The organism is Desulfotomaculum sp. OF05-3, from assembly GCF_003435535.1.
Classification (GTDB): domain Bacteria; phylum Bacillota; class Clostridia; order Lachnospirales; family Lachnospiraceae; genus Pilosibacter; species Pilosibacter fragilis.
Genome location: NZ_QWGO01000001.1, coordinates 235,635 through 257,154 on the forward strand (window position 1 = coordinate 235,635; position 21,520 = coordinate 257,154).

Here is a 21,520-nt window from a genome sequence, read left to right on the forward strand (position 1 = left end):
ACTCCATGCCCGCGCACTGTAACAGGATTTTGCCGATGCTTCGCATTCCGAATCGGCAAAATCCGCGGTCATAACGGTATCATACGGAATTTTCAGTTCAGAAAATTCCTACCCATGAAAAGTAACGGAAAGCTACCATACATATGAAACGTATTGATTTTGAAAACGGAACCATAACGGGCAATATCCTCGGAGCCGCGCTCCCCATGCTGATTGCCCAGATCTTAAACCTTCTATATAATATCGTGGACCGCATCTACATCGCGCGGATCCCGGAGATCGGAACAGCCGCTCTCGGCGCGGTCGGCTTATGCTTTCCGATCATTGTCATCATCACAGCCTTCAGCAATCTCTTTGGAACCGGCGGTGCACCGCTCTTCTCGATCTTCCGCGGGAAAAAGGACCCTGACACAGCAAGGCGCATTATGAACACTTCTTTTACAATGCTCTGTGTCTGCGCGGTGATCCTGATGGCGGTCGGCTTCCTCTTTGCCCGCCCGATCCTGATCCTCTTCGGCGCTTCCGCTGATGCTATCGTTTACGCTTATCCGTATATGATGCTCTATCTGATCGGAACCCTGCCGTCAATGATCGCGGTCGGCATGAACCCGTTTATCAACGCCCAGGGCTACTCCAGCATCGGCATGTTATCCGTCGCGATCGGTGCCGGAACAAACCTGGTGCTTGATCCGCTCTTTATTTTTGCCCTCGGACTCGGTGTCCGCGGCGCGGCCATCGCCACCGTGATCTCCCAGTGCCTGTCCGCCGCCTTCGTCCTGTTTTTCCTCACGAAAAAATCCGAGTTAAAGCTGCGGTTCCTTCATAAAAATGAGATCCCGGAATGTACCGGACATGCGAAAAATATCCTCAGCCTCGGCGCGGCCGGATTTATCATGCAGCTAACAAACAGCCTCGTGACGATCTGCTGCAACAATATCCTTTCCGTCACCAGCGGCGATATCTATATCTCTGTCATGACCATCATCTCCAGTGTGCGCCAGCTTGTCGAGACACCGATTCACGCCATGGTAGAGGGAACTTCCCCGATCCTGAGCTACAACTATGGTGCCCGCAGACCGGGACGCGTGCGGAAATCCATTCTGATCATGAGTCTCCTCGTTTTCGGTTACACGGCCGTCATGTGGAGCATGATCATCCTCATCCCGGAAACGCTGATCCGTATTTTCAGCTCGGACGCGGCGCTGATCCAGGATGCGGTTCCTGCGCTGAACATGTATTTTGCAGCTTTTATCTTTATGGACCTCCAGTACATCGGTCAGGCGGTATTTAAATCCCTGAATAAGAAGGTCTTTGCGATCTTCTTCTCCCTGCTCCGCAAGGTATTCATCGTTGTACCGCTGACCTACTTTCTCCCCTACGTCATGCATATGGGAACCGACGGCGTATTCCTCGCTGAGCCGGTCTCCAATGTCATCGGCGGAACCGCCTGCATTCTCACGATGCTGATCACGATCATGCCTGAGCTGAAACGGATCGAGGTTGAGAACCGCAGGGCGGAATAAAAGCTTAAAGCGTTTTTTGCAAAAAAATAGAAGTTCCTCGCGGAGCTTCTATTTTTTTCTGATCTTCGCCACAAAAAATCCCTCAAACAATTCATCCGGTCCCACGAGAAGCGTCCCCGGCATCGCGTTCGGAAGTAACGGAAGTTCCTTCGTCCACTCTTCCCCGATCGGCACAAGTTCCCCACCCGCGCTCTTTAACACGCGCTTTAAGAGACCTTCATTCTCCTCTTTTAAGATCGAACACGTTGAGTATATCATCTCATGGCCGGATTTTAAAAGCTTCAGCGCTTTTTTTAACAGTTCTTCCTGCGTTCTTGCGGATCTTTCCACAAGTTCCTTTGAGATTTTTGTCCGGCAGACACCGTCCCGCACTTCTACGGTTCCGCTTCCGCTGCAGGGCGCGTCTAAGAGGATCCGGTCGAAGGAAAAGAAATCATCAAGCTTTCTTGCGTCCTCCACCATCACGTAGGTTCCGGATGCCCCCTGCTTTTCCAGATTGTATTTTAACTTTTCCGACCGCGCCTTATTCTTCTCGCAGGCCGTGATCTGCGCCTGATTTCCCGTCATCGCCGCCATCTGGGTCGTCTTTCCGCCCGGAGCGGCAGCCATATCGAGGACGGACTCTCCCGCCTTTGGACCGAGAAACAGCGGCGGCAGCATGGAGGAAAGGCTCTGGAGATAGATTCCGCCTTCCTTATAGATCGGAAGTTCCTGGATCTCCGGCTCCCTTGCACCCTCGATGATCATCGCGTCCTCATACCATGATACATTTTTAAACGCGATCCCGGCACCGGTAAGTGCCTGCTCCACCGAGTTCCGGTCCGCCTTTAGGGGATTGACCCGGAGTGTCACCGGGCGTCTCGCCTGATATCCCGCGAGGATCTTCGCGAAAGCTTCCTCTCCATACTGTTTTTTCAACATCTCTTCCAGAAATCCCGGAATCATCTGTTCCATAACCTGCTCCTTATCGATCTTTTCTTATCTCTTATCACAATTCACAAAAATATGTAACGATTCAGTACCTTCACAGTTACGCGCAGACCTGCTGAGCAGTTACCTTTCTGCACTTTAACACTTAAAGTTAAAGACATTGAGTCCTGTCTCCTCATCTTTTACACGATCCACAACTCCGTCAATCACCGTAATCACCATCTCGCAGGTCGCTCCGATAATGCCATGACTTAAATGCCCGCCGTACACATTGCCCTTCGCGTCGGCTGCCGCCGCGTGGATGTGGCTGTAATACTTGCCGTCCATCGTGTTGATGGTTCCTGTGAAAGAAACGATTTCAAACATTCCCTCGAAATCATTTCCCATAAACTGACGCCTTTCCAGATCATAAATTCCTACGGTCATGGAAGAAAATGTACCTAATGCGCTGACGCTCGCAAGCTTCACATCCTCAAGCATCGCGATGCGCTTCATCTTCTCAAGAACGTCCTCACCCTGATCGATCCTTGCTACGATCGTATTTCCAAATCTACGGTATTCCATCATTACCTCCTTCTATGCGCACCTACACCTCCCTGCCTGCAGACCTTCGCCCTACTGCAGGATTGTGTTTTCCGGTGTGCAAAACAACATTCATTTTTTATGGTCTGTCTTTTATTATAAGACAAATTTTGTATACACGCAACACTCACAGAGCTTACAACTTCTATCTGAAACTCACCTCTGAAACTCTTATCGAATTCCGCAATCAGCTTCTACCCGGCGCACATGCTGCAAAAGAACCATATCCCCGGCATTACACTCTCTTATAATCCGGTGCCACCGCGCACCCGATTCCCATTCCACCCGGTCCGATATGACAGGATACGCCGAGGGACAGATTATCGTAGAGAAGCGGAACGCCCGGAAATGCCTCCCTGATCTCCTCGACCCATGCCGCATTCTCCTCGTCCGTTCCGCTGGAGGCCGCCAGAAGGTGAAGGGCGCCGTCATTTAACGCGTCCTGAAAGTTATCCCGGATCTCTGCCTGCATGGCCTCGATGGCCGCCTTCTTTGCTTTTACGATCCCGTGACATTTCTTAAAGGAGTCCAGCTTTCCTGTCTGCAGCTTCAGGATCGGCTTGATATTAAACACAGATCCCAACGCCGCTGCCGCTGGTGTCACTCTTCCGCCTTTCTTTAAGCACTCCAGCGTCTGGAGCGCGATATAGATCATCATCCGGTCTCCCGCCCTTTCAAGAAGATCACGGATCTGTTCTGCCTCATATCCCTTTTCGATCATATCCAACGTATCTAATACCATCTGGTGGAGCGGAGCCGCAACCTGTCCGTCATCTACAACGAGAACACGCCCCTCATACGCTTCATCCTTCGCCAACATCATCGCCGTCTCGTAGGAACCGCTGAGACCGCTGCTGATCGGCATATAAAGAATCTTTTCAAACTGCTCCAGCGCCTTATCCCAGATTTCCATCACCGCAGTCGGGGATGGCTGGGACGTCGTAATATCCGCCCCGGCCGCCAGCTTCTCAAAAAAAAGTTCGCGGGACAGTGTAACGCTCTCATAAAAACACTCCCCATCGATGTAAAACGGCATCGGCAGGACAAAAATCCCAAGTTTTTCCGCCTCTTCCTGGCTGATGCTGCTGTGACTGTCTGTTACGATTCCAATCTTCTTCATATAGGTATTTCCTCTTTCATTCTCTGATCCGACGCAGCCGGATTCCTGTAAAATCAAATCATTTTTGTCTAAAATATTTTGAACATCTAAATATCGTAACATTTTCATTCTTTCCAGTCAATAGGGTGGACGCAAAAAAATGACAGATTGTCACTATTGTAAATTGTAAACAAGTGAAAACACGCTTCGCGAGTTTCCCCTTGTTATCGCGACAATCGCCAAGGTCTCGCGCAAGCGCGGACTTTGGCTCGTTGTTCGCGTAAATAAAAGGCGCTGTGTCACATCCTATTTTCCATGACACAGCGCTCAAAATTTTTTCTGTTATTTCCCTTGCAGTTTTATGTAAACTGCATATTCATACAGCCGGGAATCTCTTCCTGCATATATGATACTTATTTGGTAACTGTTCAGTAGGTCTGCGCACTTGCTGCGCTGACCGTAAGAAAACATAGGCTGGAAGACAAAAATCCCATCCGCGAAGCTGATCTGGAATGGATTTTTGCACGTAACTATGAAGGTACTGAATAGTTACCTTATTTGTAATTTACGATCTTTCCGAAATCAGCCTTTAAGGATGCGCCGCCGACAAGTCCTCCGTCGATATCCGGCTGTGCGAAGAGCTCTGCAGCATTTCCGGCGTTTACAGATCCACCGTACTGGATGCGGATCGCTTCCTTTGTTGCCTCGTCGTAGATCTCACCGATGCACGCACGGATCGCTCCGCAGACTTCCTCAGCCTGCTCTGTGGTAGCTGTCTTTCCGGTTCCGATCGCCCAGATCGGCTCGTAAGCGATCACAGCAGTCTTTGCCTGATCTGCTGTCACGTTCTGGAACGCGATCTTCACCTGTTTGCGGATCCAATCCAGAGTGATTCCCTGTTCTCTCTGAGTAAGAGTCTCACCGCAGCAGATGATCGGGGTCAGTCCATGCTCGAATGCCTTTAAGACTTTCTTATTGACAGTCTCATCTGTCTCAGCAAAGTACTCTCTTCTCTCGGAATGTCCGATGATCACATATTTTACGCCGGCATCTGTCAGCATGTTCGGGGAGATCTCGCCTGTGTATGCGCCCTTCTCCTCGAAATACATATTCTCAGCACCAACCTCAATGTTTGTTCCCTCGCATGCCTTTACGACAGGAATGATGTCGATAGCCGGTACGCAGAATACAACGTCCGCTTCCTCCGTCTTAACAAGCGGCTTTAATGTCTCAACGAGTGCCACTGCCTCGGACGGAGTCATGTTCATTTTCCAGTTTCCAGCGATAATTTTCTTTCTTGCCATGATTATCTACCCCCATATATACCAATTTTATATCACAAAATCCGGGACGGGATCGCCGTCCCGGATCTGGAATCTCGGACACTATAATATTTACAGCCAGGAAAGTAAATGCGTACATTTGCTCCCCACCGTGCATCTTCTTGTTTTTATTTCATAAAAACAAGAAGCCGGGGGCGCGCCCCCTATGCCTGAAAAGACCTGAAAAGGCTTATGCAAGCGAGCTTGCAGCGCCTTTTCATGCCTTTTCAGGCGCACTGTGTACTGGTTTCATTCATTATTTGTCATCCGCCGCAGCAACGCCCGGAAGCTCTTTTCCTTCCAGGAACTCTAAGGATGCGCCGCCGCCTGTGGAGATATGGCTCATCTTGTCACCGAAGCCGAGCTGGTTGACTGCTGCCGCGGAATCGCCGCCGCCGATGATCGTTGTAGCGTCTGTCTCAGCAAGTGCTTTCGCAACCGCAATAGTACCTGCAGCGAGAGTCGGGTTCTCGAATACACCCATCGGTCCGTTCCATACAACCGTCTTTGCGCTCTTTACAGCTTCTGTGTAGAGCTTGCAGGTCTCCGGTCCGATATCAACGCCCTCTTTGTCTGCCGGGATCGCATCTACGGAAACGTACTCAACCTCAACCGGTGCGTCGATCGGGTTCGGGAACTCAGCAACAACGGTTGTATCAACCGGAAGGAGAAGCTTCTTTCCAAGCTTTTCTGCCTTCTCCATCATCTCCTTGCAGTAGTCGATCTTTGTATCATCAACTAAGGACTTACCGATCTCCTTGCCCTGTGCCTTTAAGAAGGTATAAGCCATACCGCCGCCGATGATGAGGGTATCACACTTCTCAAGCAGGTTGGAGATCACATTTAACTTATCAGCAACCTTTGCACCGCCGAGGATCGCTACGAACGGACGAACCGGATTCTCAACCGCGTTTCCAAGGAACGCGATCTCTTTCTCCATCAGGTAGCCGACTACGTTGGAGCCGCCCTTTGCGGAGATGAATTTTGTAACACCTGCTACGGAAGCGTGTGCTCTGTGGGAGGAACCGAACGCGTCGCATACATAATCGTCTGCGAGATCCGCGAGCTCTTTGCTGAACTTCTCGCCGTTCTTTGTCTCCTCAGCGCCGCGGAAACGTGTATTCTGAAGAAGGACTACGTCCCCTTCTTTCATAGCATCCACTGCCTTTGTTGCAGCTTCGCCGGTTACATTGTAATCAGAAACGAATACAACTTCCTTGCCAAGCTTTGCGGAAAGGCTCTTTGCAACCGGTGCAAGGGATTCTCCCTCGTTCGGTCCGTTTTTAACTTTTCCGAGGTGGGAGCAAAGAATTACCTTGCCGCCATCGTTGATCAGCTTCTGGATCGTCGGGAGAGCCGCGTTGATACGTGTCTCATCTGTGATCTCGCCGTTCTTAAGCGGTACATTGAAATCGCAGCGGACTAAAACTCTTTTACCTTTTACGTTGATATCATCAACTGTTTTCTTATTTAAAGACATGTCGGAATTCCTCCTTGATATTTTCTGACAGACATCTGCCTGTCTTCCGCCCCACGGCAGCCGCCGGAGTCTTTCGCGGGAGGCGGGCTTTCGCGCGAGTGCGCATCTTTGGCACGTCAGTGCCTTTTTATGCAACAGGGAATTCCTCGTAATTTCCTGTTACATAAAAAAGGGATCCGGTCCTCAACAGACCGGACCCCTCAGTGAGTCTAATTTGTCACAATTTCTGTGGACCGATTAAGCATTTAACAGTTTTCCGAAGTGCTTAATTGTACGAACCATCTGGCTTGTGTAGGAGTTCTCGTTGTCGTACCAGGATACAACCTGAACCTCAGATGTGTTCTCGTCGATCGGGAGAACCATTGTCTGTGTTGCATCGAAGAGAGAACCGTATCTCATACCAACGATATCGCTGGAAACGATCTCATCTGTGTTGTAGCCGAAGGACTCGTTGGAAGCTGCTTTCATTGCTGCGTTGATGGATTCCTTTGTCGGCTGGCCCTTAACAACAGCTGTTAAGATCGTTGTGGAACCTGTCGGTGTAGGAACACGCTGAGCAGAACCGATGAGCTTGCCGTTTAATTCCGGAATTACAAGGCCGATTGCCTTTGCAGCGCCTGTGCTGTTCGGAACAATGTTGATCGCTGCTGCACGGCTTCTTCTCTTATCGCCCTTTCTCTGCGGTCCGTCAAGTGTCATCTGGTCGCCTGTGTAAGCGTGGATCGTGCACATGATACCGGACTGGATCGGGTAAGAGTCGTTTAATGCCTTTGCCATCGGAGCGAGGCAGTTTGTTGTACAGGAAGCAGCGGAGATGATGTGGTCATCTTTGCTTAATGTCTCGTGGTTTACGTTGTAAACGATCGTCGGAAGATCGTTTCCTGCCGGAGCGGAAATGATAACGTGCTTAGCGCCTGCATCGATATGAGCCTGTGCTTTTGCTTTGGATGTGTAGAAGCCTGTGCACTCAAGAACAACGTCTACACCGATCTCGCCCCACGGAAGCTCAGCTGCGTTTGCTTTCGCGTAGATCTTGATCTCTTTGCCATCAACAGTGATAGAATCCTCACCGTAGGATACTGTATCCGCAAGAGCATATCTGCCCTGTGTGGAATCATATTTTAAAAGGTGTGCGAGCATCTCCGGAGAAGTTAAGTCGTTGATCGCAACGATCTCGAATCCTTCTGCGCCAAACATCTGTCTGAATGCAAGACGGCCAATACGGCCAAAACCATTAATCGCAACTTTAACTGCCATTTTTCTTTTCCTCCTAGAAAATGATGTGTGGTCGTTTCATAACCATTCAGCATGTCCGCACGTTTCACGGAACATAAAGGATACTCTGAAACGCCAAACAGTTATGATTGTTAAATATTAATCAACCTTGGTTTTATTGTACATAATTCTGCCAGAAATAGCAAGTCCTTTTTACAAACTTTTCCCAATATGAATCGAAGATTTTCTCCTTTTTTCGGCAAAAGCCGGGAATCCCTCTTTTTTTCGTCATCTTTCCTCTTGAAACTCCTTCTTTTTTTTTTTATACTAAGGCATAAATATCAATACCCTGTATTCCACTATGGAGGACACGTTTCATGATGCAGAAATTTCGAAAACTATCCCTGGAGAGCCAGTTGTTTTTCAGCTTTATGGCAGTGTCCGTCTGCCTGCTGCTCCTCTCCTTAAGTATAACCCTTTTTTCGACGATTACACGTCAGCGTCAGGAGATCGATAAAAACATCAGCGCCCTCGCCGCCTATGTCGCCTCCATGGACAATGTTGTCTCCATGCTGGAAAACGGTTATCCGGACGGATCCGCCAATGAAGCTCTGGATTCCCTGTCTGAAAATTTTCCCGATCTCAATGTCATAGCCATTTATAATACGACCGGGCTGCGGTTCTACCACACAAACCGGAAGGAGACGGGGGAAACCTTCGTCGGCGGCGAGGAGGAGGCAATATTAAAGGGAAGCCAGCCCTATATCACCATCGGCTACGGTACAAACGGTTCCCAGCGGCGGGCTTTCCATTCGATCCGGAACAGCGACGGAGCGATCATCGGATTCGTTATAGCGTCGGTCTTCAACACCTATATCTCAGAGCAGATCCACGAAGTCTTTCCTACCTATTTATTAGCAGCAATGATCATGCTGCTCGTCAGCATTCTTCTGGCTCACGGACTCGTCTCCCTTCTCCGGGATTCCCTGATGGGACATCATCCGACGGAGCTTCTCGACCTGTATCTGCGTCAGGATACCGTGCTGAATGCACTGGAGGAGGGGCTTGTCGCCACGGATTCCACCGGTTCCGTGGTCTACGCAAATCAGGCGGCAGAAAATCTCTTTCATGTCCTGCCTGAAAAACCGGAGGATCCGCCTTCTGTCTCCCCGGACGATGGGACTTCCGGACAGGAACGGACTGAACCTCTTATGGAAGGACGCACTTTCAGGGATTTCTTCCCGGAATCCCAGGCAGACCGGGTCCTCGCGTCCGGCACACCGTCCTACCACCGTGCCTGCACCTGTGAGAACCGAAGACTTCTGGTCAGTGAGATTCCGGCAGACACCCAGACGGAGCATCCGGTGATCCTCACGATCATCAATGACCAGACGGAGATGGAGACGGTCATGGACGAGCTCACCGGAGCAAAGGCGATGCTTGACACACTGCGCGCCTTCAACCACGAATTTTTAAATAAGCTCCACGTGATCCTGGGCTACCTCCAGACCGGTCAGACGGAGGAGGCCATCAACTTCATTATCAACAGCAACCTTGTCTCCAGCCAGTCGATCCGCCAGACTGCGGACTGTCTGCGCGTATCAAAGATCTGCGCCCTTGTGATCGGAAAAATGATGCATGCCGCGGAGCTCGGCATCCTGCTCACCGTCTCCCCGGACAGCCGCTGTCTGGAAAAGGATCTCCTTCTTCCGGTCGAAAACTATATCACGATCGTCGGAAATCTTCTCGAAAATGCCATCGAGGAGCTTTCCGCAGGCAGTCCTGAGATCCGGGAGATCACACTCGGGATCTACTGTGACCCGGGCTGCAATATCATCACCTGTGAGGACACCGGGCGCGGGATCCATCCGGATCTGATCGACAGGATCTATGAAAAGGGCGTCTCGTCCAAGGGCACAAACCGCGGGACCGGACTTTTCCTGATCAAACAGCTTGTAGACAGCGGGAACGGCGAGATCTCCATCGAGACAGAACCGGGAGAGGGCACCTGCTTTACCATCACATTTACGGAAAGGAAGCATACACCATGTATCATGTAATCATCATCGAGGACGATCCGATGGTCGCCTCCATCAATAAACAGTATGTCGAGGTCACTCCGGAATTCCGGGTGGACCGGATCTTTAAAAACGGGTCGGAGGCGCTCCCCTACCTGAAGACGAATCCCACTGACCTGATCATTCTCGATTACTATACTCCTGTCATGAACGGCGGTGAATTTCTCGATGCCCTCCACAATGCCGGCCTCACACCATCCGTCATTATGGTCACCTCCGCGAACGATACGGATATCGTCCGCTCCCTGTTAAATCGCGGGATCACCGACTATCTCGTGAAACCCTTCGAATATACGCGTTTTAAGACAGCTCTTGACCGTTTTACCGAGACAAAGAAGTATCTGGAGCACAGCCACGGGGGACTCGGCCAGCACGATATCGACCGTCTCTTTTCCGTGAATGACCAGAGGGCAGACGCAAAGCCGTCACTCGCAAAGGGATTGAACGAGACAACCCTTGCCATGATCCGGGAATATCTGCAGAACAACCGGAATGGCTTCTTTACCAGCGAGCAGATCGCCGAGCAGATCCACCTCTCCCGCATCACGATCCGCAGATACATGAACTATATGGTAGACACAGGCGAGATCATCAGCACGATCGATTACAAGACCGGCGGCCGCCCTTCGATCAAATATGGATTCGGGCAAAAATGATTTGCCCTCCGGCGGCAGTTACGATATTTACAAAACCTGTTACTTACTTACTTAAATTGACACCATGCACAAAATCTTTTATTCTTTTTATAAAGTTTTTACACATTTTCATCAATGTAAACGGGGTATAAACAGATGGAGCGCTTTTCTTTTCATCTGTGAGCTGTTTCCGGATTCCCGGGACAGGAAAAGAAGAGCGGAATGTGTAAGGCAAAAAAAGGATAGGAGGATATTTTATGGAAAATATCATCAGCTATTTCGGCACCTACACACCAGCTGCCGATGGCGCAATCGCAAATTTTAAATTTGAGTATTTATGTACTCTCGGCTTTGCAGCAATCGTAATCTTCCTCGGACGCGCAATCGTCGCACATTCCGCGGCATTAAGAAAATATGCGATTCCTGCTCCGGTTGTTTCCGGTATCATCTTTTCACTCTTGATTTCCGCGATCAAGATGACCGGCACAGTCAGTATCAGTTTTGACGCAAAGGTCATGAAAGACCTCTGTCAGAACCTCTTCTTCCTCTGCGTAGGCTTCGGCTTCAGCGCAAAGATGTTAAGACATGCAGGCGGAAAGCTCTGCGTCATGATCGCATTTGCTGCCTGCCTCCTGATCACCTGTCAGGATGTTCTCGGTGTTGCGATCGCTCACCTGATCAACTTAAATCCGCTCCTCGCTCTTCAGTGTTCTTCCTCAGCGATGTCCGGTGGTGTTGGTACCGCATCTGCCTTTGGTCCGATCTTCGAGGGCTGGGGTGCACAGGATGCTACAACGATCGGTGTTGCGGCAGGTACTCTTGGTAACGTTATGGGCTCCCTCATCGGTGGTCCGGTTGCGGCTTTCCTGATCGCAAAGCACGGTTTAAAGGCTGACCCGAACGATAAGCCGGAAGCAAAGGCAACCGGCAAGGCACCGGAGCTTGACAACACAAAGATGATCATGATGTTCGCAATGTGCTTACTTCTCGCAGCTCTCGGCATGCCGATTTACTGCTTACTCGACAATATCCCGATGATTGAGATGCCGAAATTCATCGGCTGCCTCTTCGCAGGTGCCATCGCAAGAAACGTCATGGAAGCTGCAAACATCAAGTTCTATGTTCCGGAGGTTGACGCCATCGAGCATATGTTCCTGGAGCTTTACCTTGCACTTGTTCTTATGACAACAGACTTCACAAAGCTTGCCCCGGTTGCAGGCCAGATGGGTATCATCCTCGTAGCACAGGCGATCCTCATGGCTCTGTTCGGTATCTTCGTTTCCTTCAACCTCTTTGGCCGTGACTACGGCGCAGCCGTTATGACAGCCGGCAACATCGGTTGGGGCTGCGGTTCCGGTCCGAACGCAGTAGCGAACGAAAAGGCTGTTATGGATCAGTACGGATGGCATAACATCGCATGGGTTCTTTACCCGTCCTTCGCTGTTATCATCGATGATATCTATAACCCGATCTTCCTTTCCATCTTTGGTGGCTTATTCAAAGGCTGATCGCAAGTCGTATCCCATATACAGTTTTTGATCTTGAAACATACCCCTCTTATATCCGCCCGGAGAGATTCCCACTCTTCCGGGCGGATTTTTTGCGCAAAGATACCGGCTGCGCGGGACGCTCAAAGATGTCAAGTCCTTTCCCGCTAATTTTCCGTATAGCTTTATATTCTCTCTGTATCCGTTTTTGTAAGTTTTTTACTGTATTTTTGTTACTTAAGTTACAATTATTGGTTAATACTTATTAAAATTGCATTTTATTTGAAAATATTTTATTCTTTTTTCATAAAGATTTTACCTTCCCAAACACCTCCGGCAGATTCCTCTGTGGGGAAATAAAACAGTTCCATTCACTGTTTTATTTTCGGGAGTCTATCGGAACACACCTACTAAAAAAGGATTGGAGGAACTCTTATGGAAAGTATCATCAGTTATTTCGGCACCTACAAACCGGCAGCCGACGGAGCAGTCGCCTCTTTCAAGTTTGAGTACCTGTGTACTCTCGGTTTCGCGGCCATCGTGATCTTCCTTGGCAGGGCCATCGTTGCCCGTTCTGAGGCGCTCAGAAAATACGCGATCCCGGCGCCTGTTATTTCCGGTCTGATCTTCTCGATCATCGTATCCTGCATCAAGGGTGCCGGAATCGTCGGAATCTCCTTCGACGCGACGATCATGAAGGATCTCTGCCAGAACTTATTCTTCCTCTGCGTAGGCTTCGGCTTCAGCGCGAAGATGTTAAAGCACGCAGGCGGAAAGCTCTGTATCCTCATCGCATTTGCAGCATGTCTTCTGATCACCTGTCAGGACCTCTTAGGATACGCACTGAGCCAGCTCATCGGAATGCACCCGCTCTTAGCGCTCCAGTGTTCTTCCGCGGCGATGTCCGGCGGTGTCGGCACCGCGTCTGCGTTCGGCCCGATCTTTGAGGAATGGGGCGCGCCGGATGCCACCGTTGTTGGTGTCGCGGCAGGTACCATGGGAAATATCATGGGTTCCCTGATCGGCGGTCCGGTTGCAGCCTTCCTGATCGCAAAGCATGGCTTAAAGTCTGATCCGAACGACAAACCGGAAGCACACGCAACCGGCAAGGTTCCGGAGCTTAACAACACGAAAATGATCATGATGTTCGCGATGTGTCTTCTTCTCGCAGCGCTCGGAATGCCGATCTACTGTCTGCTTGACAACATCCCGATGATCGAGATGCCGAAATTCATCGGCTGCCTCTTCGCAGGTGCCATCGCGAGAAACGTCATGGAAGCAACCGGAATCAAGTTCTATGTGCCGGAGGTTGACGCTATTGAGCATATGTTCTTAGAGCTCTACCTTGCCCTCGTACTTATGACCACCGATTTCACGAAGCTTGCTCCTCTTGCAGGACAGATGGGCATTATCCTCGTAGCACAGGGCATTTTCATGGCACTCTTTGGAATCTTTGTATCCTTCAACCTCTTTGGACGCGATTACGGTGCAGCTGTCATGACAGCCGGAAACATCGGCTGGGGCTGCGGTTCCGGTTCCAACGCCGTCGCAAACGAGAAAGCGATCATGGACCAGTACGGCTGGCACACTATCGCCTGGGTTTTATATCCATCCTTTGCCGTTATCATCGACGATATCTACAACCCGATCTTCCTCTCCATCTTCGGAAGTCTGTTCCGGAGTTGACAGAGCCTTACAATATTTATTGGTTTCTCATTTGTATAACCCTCTTTTCCGGTCGGAGATCCCCCCTCTCCGACCGGTTTTTGTTTGTTTTTCTAAAATACATTGTATCTGCCACAGATTTTATGTTATACTCTAAAGATGTAAAGTTACAAAAGCTGTCCGGAGCTTTTTCCGGTTTTACAGCCTGAACACACAAGGAATAGGATATCTTCATGCATAAATTTTCACACATAATTTCTTTGTTCCTCCTCTGCACCGGTCTCGCGCTTGGCGGATGCGGAAAGGCTTCCGCGCCCCCGCAGGGCCAGACAGGGGCAGCATCAGATTCATTAAAAATCCTGACGATCGGAACTGCCGACAGCGGCGGGACCATGTACCCGGTCGGAAAAGCGATCTCCGGGGTCGTTGAGGATTCTGACTCCACCCTCAAACTGAATGTCAGCGCTTCCACGGGCTCCGCCGGGAATGTCCGTTCCCTCGAACAGGGAAGCATCGATCTCGGACTCGTCAGCGGTGATGTGGCCTTTGCCGCGGTAAACGGAAGCGGGGAATTCAAAGATGCCCCGTTTAAAGGACTCAAGGTCATCGCAGCCCTCTATCCAAGCATCTCGAACTGGATGGCCCGGGATGATTCCGGTATTTTTTACGTGCATGATCTGAAGGGGAATAAACTTGGGGTCGGTCCTCATGATTCCACCACGGAGCTCGCCGCAAAGGTTTCCCTGAGTGTTCTCGGTGTCACAGAACAGAATTCTACCCTTGTCAACTGCGGCCTCGGCTCGGGCGCTGAGGAGGTTAAAAACAGGACCCTCGACGCAATTCACGGGTTTACCGGTGTGCCAATTTCCGGACTCGCAAAGCTGGCGGACGCGGTTCCGTGCCATCTTTTAAAATACACGGATTCTGAGCTCCGCTCCATCATCCGCTCCAATCCATTCTATTATATGGAGGAGATCCCCGCCGGTACCTACAACGGTCAGGACGAGAATGTTGCGACCTTTGGGATCAAATGTCTCCTCTGCGTCAGCGAGAACATGAGCGACGATCTCGTCTATGAGATCACCTCGATCCTCTACGAGAACCGTGACCGCTTAAAGGATCTCCATCCCGCCCTCTCCTATGCCTCACAGACGGGATTCATGTACGAGGATCTTCCGATCGAGCTTCATCCGGGAGCTGAACGGTATTATGCGGAACAGGGACTGCTGCAGGAGCATAGCAGATAACTCTTTTCAGTATAAAAGTATAAACAGTCGAAAGCGCACCATCCGGGATATCGTCCCCGGATGATGCGCTTTTTGTTTAAAATCATCTTTGCCCCTTGTCATATAGTTTTTAATACTATATAATAGATGGATGAAAGGAGTTTCACCATGAGAACGAATGAAGAACGACTGAATGAGCTGCTTGCCCACCTGGACAGCCTCGACCACATTCATGTGGATGAGATCCCGCAGATCGACCTCTATATGGATCAGGTGACGACCTTTATGGAGAAGCACCTCGGTGAGTTAAAGCGCTACCCGGAAGACAAGGTTCTGACAAAGACTATGATCAACAACTATGCGAAAAACAACCTGCTTCCATCCCCGGTACGGAAAAAATATACCCAGGAACATATCCTGCTTCTGGTATTTATCTATTATTTTAAAAATCTGCTGAGCTTCACGGATATCGAGACAGTTCTTTCCTATATTACAGAGAACCATTTCGGCACATCGGAATCCTCCCTGGCGGAGATCTACACAAAGGTCTTCTCCATGGAACATGATCAGATGGACCGGCTGAAGGAAGATGTGAAGGAGAAATTCGAGAAAGCGAAGGAGACCTTCCCCACTGCCGCGGAGGGATCGGAGGATCCTGAGAATGCAGAATCGCTGCAGCTCTTCGCATTTATCTGCGAGCTGGCTTTCGACGTGTTCTTAAAGAAGCAGATGATCGAGCGTCTGGCCGACGAACTGCGGGATGCGAATCCGCCGAAGAAAAAGAAATAATTCAAAAAGACCTTCCTTCAGAAGCAATCCCCATTTTGCTTCTGTCAGAAGGCCTTTTTTTACATATTAAAAATACTTTCTCTTATTTCTCCGCGCCGTTCTCATCATCGAGTTTCTCGAATCCAAGGCGCTTGAATACCATATCGTATCCGTCACTTCCGTAATTTAAAGACCGGTTTACACGGCTGATCGTTGCGGTGGAAGCACCTGTGCTCTCCGCGATATCGAGATATGTCCGTTTCTCTCTCAGCATCTTCGCGACTTCATAGCGCTGGGACAGGGACAGGAGTTCATTTACCGTGCAGACATCCTCGAAGAATGCGTAGCACTCTTCCGGCGTCTTCAATGTCAGAATCGCCTCAAAAAGGTGATCAACTGCATCTGTCTTGATTTTCTTATTCATGTTTACTATTACCCCTTCTGCTTCATATTTGCAGCAAACTCAGAGCAATATTTTTGCTGCATCTTTATGGATCATTTCATTCAACGCACTAATCACAGTTTAGCACGTTAGATTCAAAAAGTCCAGTATTTCTGTGCAAAAAAGCAAAAAGAGTTATGGCTGCCATATCCCGTTGGAATATAAGCAGCCATTTTCTATGCCAACATAAATTTCTCCACAACCAGCCCAACACCGTCATCATTGTTGGACGCCGTGATATAATCCGCCGCACTCCGCACCGGCAGGACCGCATTTTCCATGGCAACACCGAGGCCCGCATACTTGATCATCGTGAGGTCATTGTAACCGTCCCCGCAGGCGATCATCTGCTCTTTCGTGAGTCCCAGGACTTCCAGCAGGCGCTCCAGACTCTGAGCCTTATCGATTCCCTTCGGCAGGACCTCAAGAAAGAACGGATCTGAGCGGTAAATGCTGAAATTTTTTCCCATGGCCGCCTTCACCTTCGGCTCCACCATCGCAAGGTAATCGCCGTCCTCCATCATAAGAAATTTCGGGACCTCAAAGTTTACATATTCCTTCATGTCCTCCGGTTTCCAGAGCTCCATCCCGTTGATCCGGCTCTCCAGCCTTCCGTACGGGGACTCCGGATTTGAGGAAATGATCCTGCTGCCCTCGTATGTGGCGATGTCCACCTGATGTTCCTCTGCAAGCCCGATGATCTTCTTATTGGCAGAAACCGGCAGAGATCTCGCAAACACGGTCTCCCCGGTCTTGCAGTTGATGATCCGTCCGCCGTTGAAGGAGAGAATATACCCGCTGTACTCGTCCAGGCGCAGCTCTTTCGCAAGCGGCATCACGCCCTGGGTCGGGCGTCCCGACGCGAGAACCACCTTTTTTCCGCGCTCCTGCGCCTTCATAAGTGCCGCCTTCGTCCGCGGTGTGACCACCTTGTCCCGGTTTGTCAGCGTACCGTCCAGGTCCAGTACGATGATCTCGTATGGACCTGCCATATTTTTTTCTGTCTGCATTTATGACTCCTCTATGCGCAGGATGCGCTCGATTTTATTTTGTAAGATCCGTCTGTCTGATCTTCTCCCGCACTTTTAACAGGAAGGACGGGGACACCGACAGTTCATCGATTCCCATCTTCAAAAAATCTTCCGTGAGATCCGTCTCCGCGCCAAGTTCACCGCAGATTCCAACCATACAGCCGTACTTATGGCCACTCTCCGCCACAAAGCGGATCAGCCGCAGCACCGCCGGATGTTTCGGATCGTAGAATTCATCCAATTTCTCGTTTTGTCTGTCGATGGCTAACGTGTACTGGACAAGGTCATTGGTTCCGATACTGAAGAAATCCACCTCTTTTGCCAGATCCTCGCTGATGATCGCCGCCGCCGGGGTCTCGATCATGATGCCGATGGCCACATTGCCGAATGGAACGCCCTGTTCCTTTAGTTCATCACGGACAGAGGCCGCGATCTCCTTCGCCTTCTGGACTTCCCAAAGGGATGCGATCATTGGGAACATGATGGAAATCTTTCCGAATGCGCTGGCGCGATAGATCGCCCGAAGCTGGGTTCGGAAGATTTCTGGTCTTGTGAGGCAGATCCGGATCGCGCGGTAGCCCATCGCCGGGTTTTCTTCCTTCTTCAATTTAAAGTAGTCCGCCTGCTTGTCGGCGCCGATGTCCAGAGTGCGGATAATGACCTCTTTTCCCGCCATCATCTCCGCCACCTGACGGTATGCTGCAAACTGCTCTTCCTCCGTCGGGTATGTCTTCTTCTCAAGATATAAAAACTCACTCCGGAACAGGCCGATGCCCGCCGCGTTGCTCTTTAAGACCTCCGCAACATCGGAAACATCCCCGATATTGGCGTAGAGCTTCACCTTCGTTCCGTCCAGGGTGACATCCTCTTTGTCCTTTAATTCCTGCAGCAGACGCTCTTTTTCTTCCTCCGCCTGCTTCTTCTTCTCCATGGCAGCCAGCATCTCCTCGTCCGGATCCACATAGAGCATTCCCGTCTCGCCGTCGATGACCGCCATCTTTCCGTCCCAAGCTTCCTTGACATCCACGGACACAAGAGCCGGGATGTTCATGCTGCGGGCCAGGATCGCCGTGTGGGAGTTCGGGGAACCCTGCTCGGTGATAAATCCAAGCAGCATGTTCTTTTCCAACTGTACTGTCTCACTGGGGGCCAGGTCCTCCGCCATCAGGATCACTGGCTGGGTTAGGAAGCCCGACTCCACCGCGTCACCGGAGAGTATCTTTACAAGGCGGTTCGTGATATCCTTCACATCCGCCGCCCGTGCGCGGAAATATTCATCCGACATATCCGCGAAGAGACGATAAAAGTTGTCACCGGTCACCGCCGCCGCGTACTCCGCATTCGTCTTCTGGTTTCTTATAATGTTCAGCACAGAATCACGGTAGTCCGCGTCCTCCAGCATCATCATATGGACCTCAAACACCGCCGCCCCCGTCTCTCCTACCTGTTCGCAGGCTTTCTCATGGAGTGTCTTTAATTCGTCCTCCGCGCACGCCACAGCCATCTCGTACCGTTTTACCTCCGCCTCGGTATCCTCCACCGTCCGGCGCTTTACCTGGCTTTCCGTCTTTCTGTGGTAGAGGATCGGCCCGATCGCTACCTTATTTAAGATTGATTTTCCTTTTATGATCTCCATACTCATATATCCGCCTTACAGTTTTGCCTGAAAAAAGTCCTGTACCGCCTCTGCCGCCTCTTTTTCGTCCGGACCGACGGTCTCCACGGTGATCGTCTGACCGTGACGGATCCCGAGGGCCATCACCGCCATGAGCCTTTCGGCATCTGCCTGTTTTGTCTCTGTCTTTATCGTGATCTTCGACTGGAATTCCTTTGCAAGCTTCGCAAGCTCTCCCGCCGGTCTCGCGTGAATTCCGATCTCGTCTGTAATTGTATACTGAAATGTCTCCATAATCAACCCACTTCCTATTTTTCTTTATTATGCAGCTCTAAAAAAGGTTCCCCGCTCCGGATCTTTCCGCGCTTTAAAATATGAACTTCCAGGCAGTCCGGAAGATCTGTGAAAAGAACCGGGGATGCCAAAGATGGAACTTTATCTTTAATTTCCTGAATATCTGCCTTCAAAAGCTTATCCCCGGTCCGTACATGATCCCCATCGTGCACAAAAGCCTCAAAGCTATCTCCTGATAACGATACTGTATCGATTCCAACATGGATCAACATCTCATGTCCACCATCAGTCTGGAATCCGATTGCATGCTTTGTCGGGAATACAAATGTTACTGTCCCATCCGCCGGTGCGTACACATATTCATCATCCGGAATTACCGCCGCACCGTCTCCCATCATTTTTCCGGCAAATGCTTCATCCGGGACTTCCGAAAGCGGGATTACGGTTCCTGTCATGGGACTTTTTATAAGTTCATGACTATCACCTTCATCACTTTCATCCCCGTACTTTTCCAGATACTCTTCCAGATCCGATTTGATGACCGACACCTGCGGACCATAGATGATCTGAACACCTTTTCCTTTTCTAATGACACCTGACGCCCCGGTCGCTTTTAATACGGACTCGTCTACTTTTTTCTCATCCTTTACGGTGCACCGAAGTCTCGTCGCACAGCAGTCCACATCCGTGATATTGTCCGGCCCGCCAAGCCCCTTAAGGATCTCCCCGGAACGTGTTCCCGTCTTCCCCGCAGATTTTTCCCTGCCGGCCTGTCCGGGACCAGTTCCTTTTCTCTCTTCCTTCCTCTGCTCCACATCGCTTCTCGTATAGAGCTTCGCCGCAGCCCCCACTTCCCGCCCCGGCGTCTTATAGTCAAGTTTCCGGATCAGAACCAGGAACACCGCACAGTACATGAGAAAATAGAAGACTCCGACCACAACGATCCAGAGCCACCCGGTCTTTTTGTTTCCTTGAAGGATTCCAAACAGAAACAGATCGATGAGCCCACCGGAGAATGTCATTCCGACTCCAACGTCGAGCATGTGCATCAGCATGTACGCCAGTCCTGCGAACACGCAGTGGATCCCGTAGAGAAGCGGCGCGGTAAAGAGGAATGTAAACTCCAGCGGCTCTGTGATCCCCGTGAGCATGGAGGTCAGTGCTGCAGAGAGGAGAAGTCCCGAGACCTCCTTTTTCTTTTCCGGCAGCGCCGCCTGGTACATGGCGAGGGCCGCTCCCGGAAGTCCGAAGATCATAAGCGGGAACTTCCCTGCCATAAACCTTGTTGCCTCCACAGAAAATCTCGTATTTCCGGGATCCGCAAGCTCCGCGAAGAAGATGTTCTGAGCACCTTCCACGATTTTTCCGCCGATCTCCATGGTGCCGCCCACTGCGGTCTGCCAGAACGGGATATAAAACACATGGTGCAGGCCGAAGGGGATCAGGGCACGCTCCATAAAGCCGTAAAACCATGTTCCAGGATACCCGGAGCGGAGCACGAAGCCGCCGACTCCTGAGATCGCCGCCTGGACCGGCGGCCAGATAAAGTACATGAGAATGCCCACGAGGACATAGAACAGAGCGCTCACGATGGGGACGAATCTTGTCCCGCCGAAGAAGGACAGCACCTGTGGGAGCTCGATCCTGTAATACCGGTTGTGGAGCCATGCGGTCCCAAGTCCCACCAGGATTCCGCCGAACACCCCCATCTGCAGGGACTGGATCCCCGCCACCATGGCACCGGCCCCCTCTTTTAAGGCATCCGTCCCACCGTTTACCGCGATCATCGCACCGATGGCCGCATGCATGACGAGAAAGGAGATGACCGCCGCCAGCGATGCCACTTCCTTCTCCTTTTTTGCCATGCCGATGGCGATGCCCATGGCAAACAGGATCGGAAGGTTCGCGAACACGATATCCCCCGCCTGACTCATCACCGTGAACAATGCGTTCCAGAAGGTTCCCGGTCCCATGATCCGCGTGAGCCCGTACGTTTCAAGCATCGTGGTATTCGAGAAGGAACCGCCGATGCCAAGCAATAGTCCCGCCACGGGCAGCAGTGCGATCGGCAGCATAAACGACCTCCCGATCCTCTGCAGGACGCCAAAGACCTGATCTTTCATGAATC

18 protein-coding genes are annotated in these 21,520 nt (G+C 50.7%); 7 read left to right on the forward strand and 11 right to left on the reverse strand.

Features of this window, described 5'->3' with window-relative positions; translation table 11 throughout:
• The first annotated feature begins 143 nt into the window (after positions 1-143).
• The gene (locus DXA87_RS01045; RefSeq protein ID WP_117503022.1) at positions 144-1,523 is read left to right on the forward strand and encodes an MATE family efflux transporter; all 1,380 of its coding nucleotides are present in this window, start codon (positions 144-146) and stop codon (positions 1,521-1,523) included.
• Positions 1,524-1,571: 48 nt separating this feature from the next.
• On the opposite strand, the gene DXA87_RS01050 is transcribed toward DXA87_RS01045, so the two are convergent.
• The 6 genes from DXA87_RS01050 to gap all read right to left on the reverse strand — a co-directional run bounded on the left by DXA87_RS01050 (position 1,572) and on the right by gap (position 8,193).
• A complete protein-coding gene (locus DXA87_RS01050; protein ID WP_117503023.1) occupies positions 1,572-2,477 on the reverse strand; it encodes an RsmB/NOP family class I SAM-dependent RNA methyltransferase in 906 nt (301 codons plus the stop codon).
• 114 nt (positions 2,478-2,591) lie between these two features.
• A complete protein-coding gene (locus tag DXA87_RS01055; RefSeq protein WP_117470624.1) occupies positions 2,592-3,017 on the reverse strand; it encodes a PPC domain-containing DNA-binding protein in 426 nt (141 codons plus the stop codon).
• 253 nt (positions 3,018-3,270) lie between these two features.
• A complete protein-coding gene (locus DXA87_RS01060; RefSeq protein ID WP_117470660.1) occupies positions 3,271-4,155 on the reverse strand; it encodes a DegV family protein in 885 nt (294 codons plus the stop codon).
• A gap of 533 nt (positions 4,156-4,688) precedes the next feature.
• Positions 4,689-5,438 carry a triose-phosphate isomerase gene (gene tpiA / locus DXA87_RS01065; RefSeq protein WP_015554970.1) on the reverse strand — a complete coding sequence of 250 codons (750 nt, stop codon included), beginning with the start codon at positions 5,436-5,438 and terminating at the stop codon, positions 4,689-4,691.
• Positions 5,439-5,712: 274 nt separating this feature from the next.
• Positions 5,713-6,936 carry a phosphoglycerate kinase gene (locus DXA87_RS01070; protein WP_021905278.1) on the reverse strand — a complete coding sequence of 408 codons (1,224 nt, stop codon included), beginning with the start codon at positions 6,934-6,936 and terminating at the stop codon, positions 5,713-5,715.
• Positions 6,937-7,173: 237 nt separating this feature from the next.
• A complete protein-coding gene (gap, locus tag DXA87_RS01075) occupies positions 7,174-8,193 on the reverse strand; it encodes a type I glyceraldehyde-3-phosphate dehydrogenase (RefSeq protein ID WP_015554972.1) in 1,020 nt (339 codons plus the stop codon).
• Positions 8,194-8,528: 335 nt separating this feature from the next.
• Between gap and DXA87_RS01080 the strand changes: the two genes are divergently transcribed.
• The 6 genes from DXA87_RS01080 (at position 8,529) to DXA87_RS01110 (ending at position 16,031) form a co-directional block, all read left to right on the forward strand.
• Positions 8,529-10,211: an ATP-binding protein gene (locus DXA87_RS01080; RefSeq protein WP_117503024.1), complete on the forward strand. Its 1,683-nt coding sequence runs from the start codon at positions 8,529-8,531 to the stop codon at positions 10,209-10,211.
• Positions 10,199-10,885 (forward strand): response regulator, encoded by a 687-nt coding sequence (locus DXA87_RS01085; RefSeq protein WP_015554974.1) that lies wholly within the window; start codon positions 10,199-10,201, stop codon positions 10,883-10,885. The genes DXA87_RS01080 and DXA87_RS01085 overlap by 13 nt, the downstream gene beginning before the upstream one ends.
• 236 nt (positions 10,886-11,121) lie before the next feature.
• Positions 11,122-12,372, forward strand: coding sequence for a sodium/glutamate symporter (locus DXA87_RS01090; RefSeq protein WP_015554975.1), 1,251 nt, complete (start codon positions 11,122-11,124; stop codon positions 12,370-12,372).
• A 414-nt stretch (positions 12,373-12,786) separates the two neighbouring features.
• Positions 12,787-14,037 (forward strand): sodium/glutamate symporter, encoded by a 1,251-nt coding sequence (locus DXA87_RS01095; RefSeq protein WP_117470621.1) that lies wholly within the window; start codon positions 12,787-12,789, stop codon positions 14,035-14,037.
• A gap of 212 nt (positions 14,038-14,249) precedes the next feature.
• Positions 14,250-15,263 (forward strand): TAXI family TRAP transporter solute-binding subunit, encoded by a 1,014-nt coding sequence (locus tag DXA87_RS01105; RefSeq protein WP_015554978.1) that lies wholly within the window; start codon positions 14,250-14,252, stop codon positions 15,261-15,263.
• Between the two features lie 147 nt (positions 15,264-15,410).
• Positions 15,411-16,031, forward strand: coding sequence for a DUF1836 domain-containing protein (locus tag DXA87_RS01110; protein ID WP_117485051.1), 621 nt, complete (start codon positions 15,411-15,413; stop codon positions 16,029-16,031).
• An 82-nt stretch (positions 16,032-16,113) separates the two neighbouring features.
• On the opposite strand, the gene DXA87_RS01115 is transcribed toward DXA87_RS01110, so the two are convergent.
• From DXA87_RS01115 to DXA87_RS01135, 5 genes are all read right to left on the reverse strand, one after another.
• On the reverse strand, positions 16,114-16,434 hold the full coding sequence (locus DXA87_RS01115) for a YerC/YecD family TrpR-related protein (protein WP_021905286.1): 321 nt from the start codon (positions 16,432-16,434) through the stop codon (positions 16,114-16,116).
• 194 nt (positions 16,435-16,628) lie between these two features.
• Complete coding sequence (locus DXA87_RS01120; RefSeq protein ID WP_117470617.1) at positions 16,629-17,462, reverse strand: Cof-type HAD-IIB family hydrolase; 834 nt, start codon at positions 17,460-17,462, stop codon at positions 16,629-16,631.
• Between the two features lie 34 nt (positions 17,463-17,496).
• A complete protein-coding gene (ptsP, locus tag DXA87_RS01125) occupies positions 17,497-19,119 on the reverse strand; it encodes a phosphoenolpyruvate--protein phosphotransferase (protein ID WP_117503025.1) in 1,623 nt (540 codons plus the stop codon).
• 15 nt (positions 19,120-19,134) lie between these two features.
• Positions 19,135-19,392 (reverse strand): HPr family phosphocarrier protein, encoded by a 258-nt coding sequence (locus tag DXA87_RS01130; protein ID WP_117503026.1) that lies wholly within the window; start codon positions 19,390-19,392, stop codon positions 19,135-19,137.
• A gap of 14 nt (positions 19,393-19,406) precedes the next feature.
• Positions 19,407-21,515, reverse strand: a complete 2,109-nt coding sequence (locus tag DXA87_RS01135; RefSeq protein ID WP_181968270.1) for a PTS transporter subunit IIABC — start codon at positions 21,513-21,515, stop codon at positions 19,407-19,409.
• Positions 21,516-21,520: the final 5 nt, after the last annotated feature.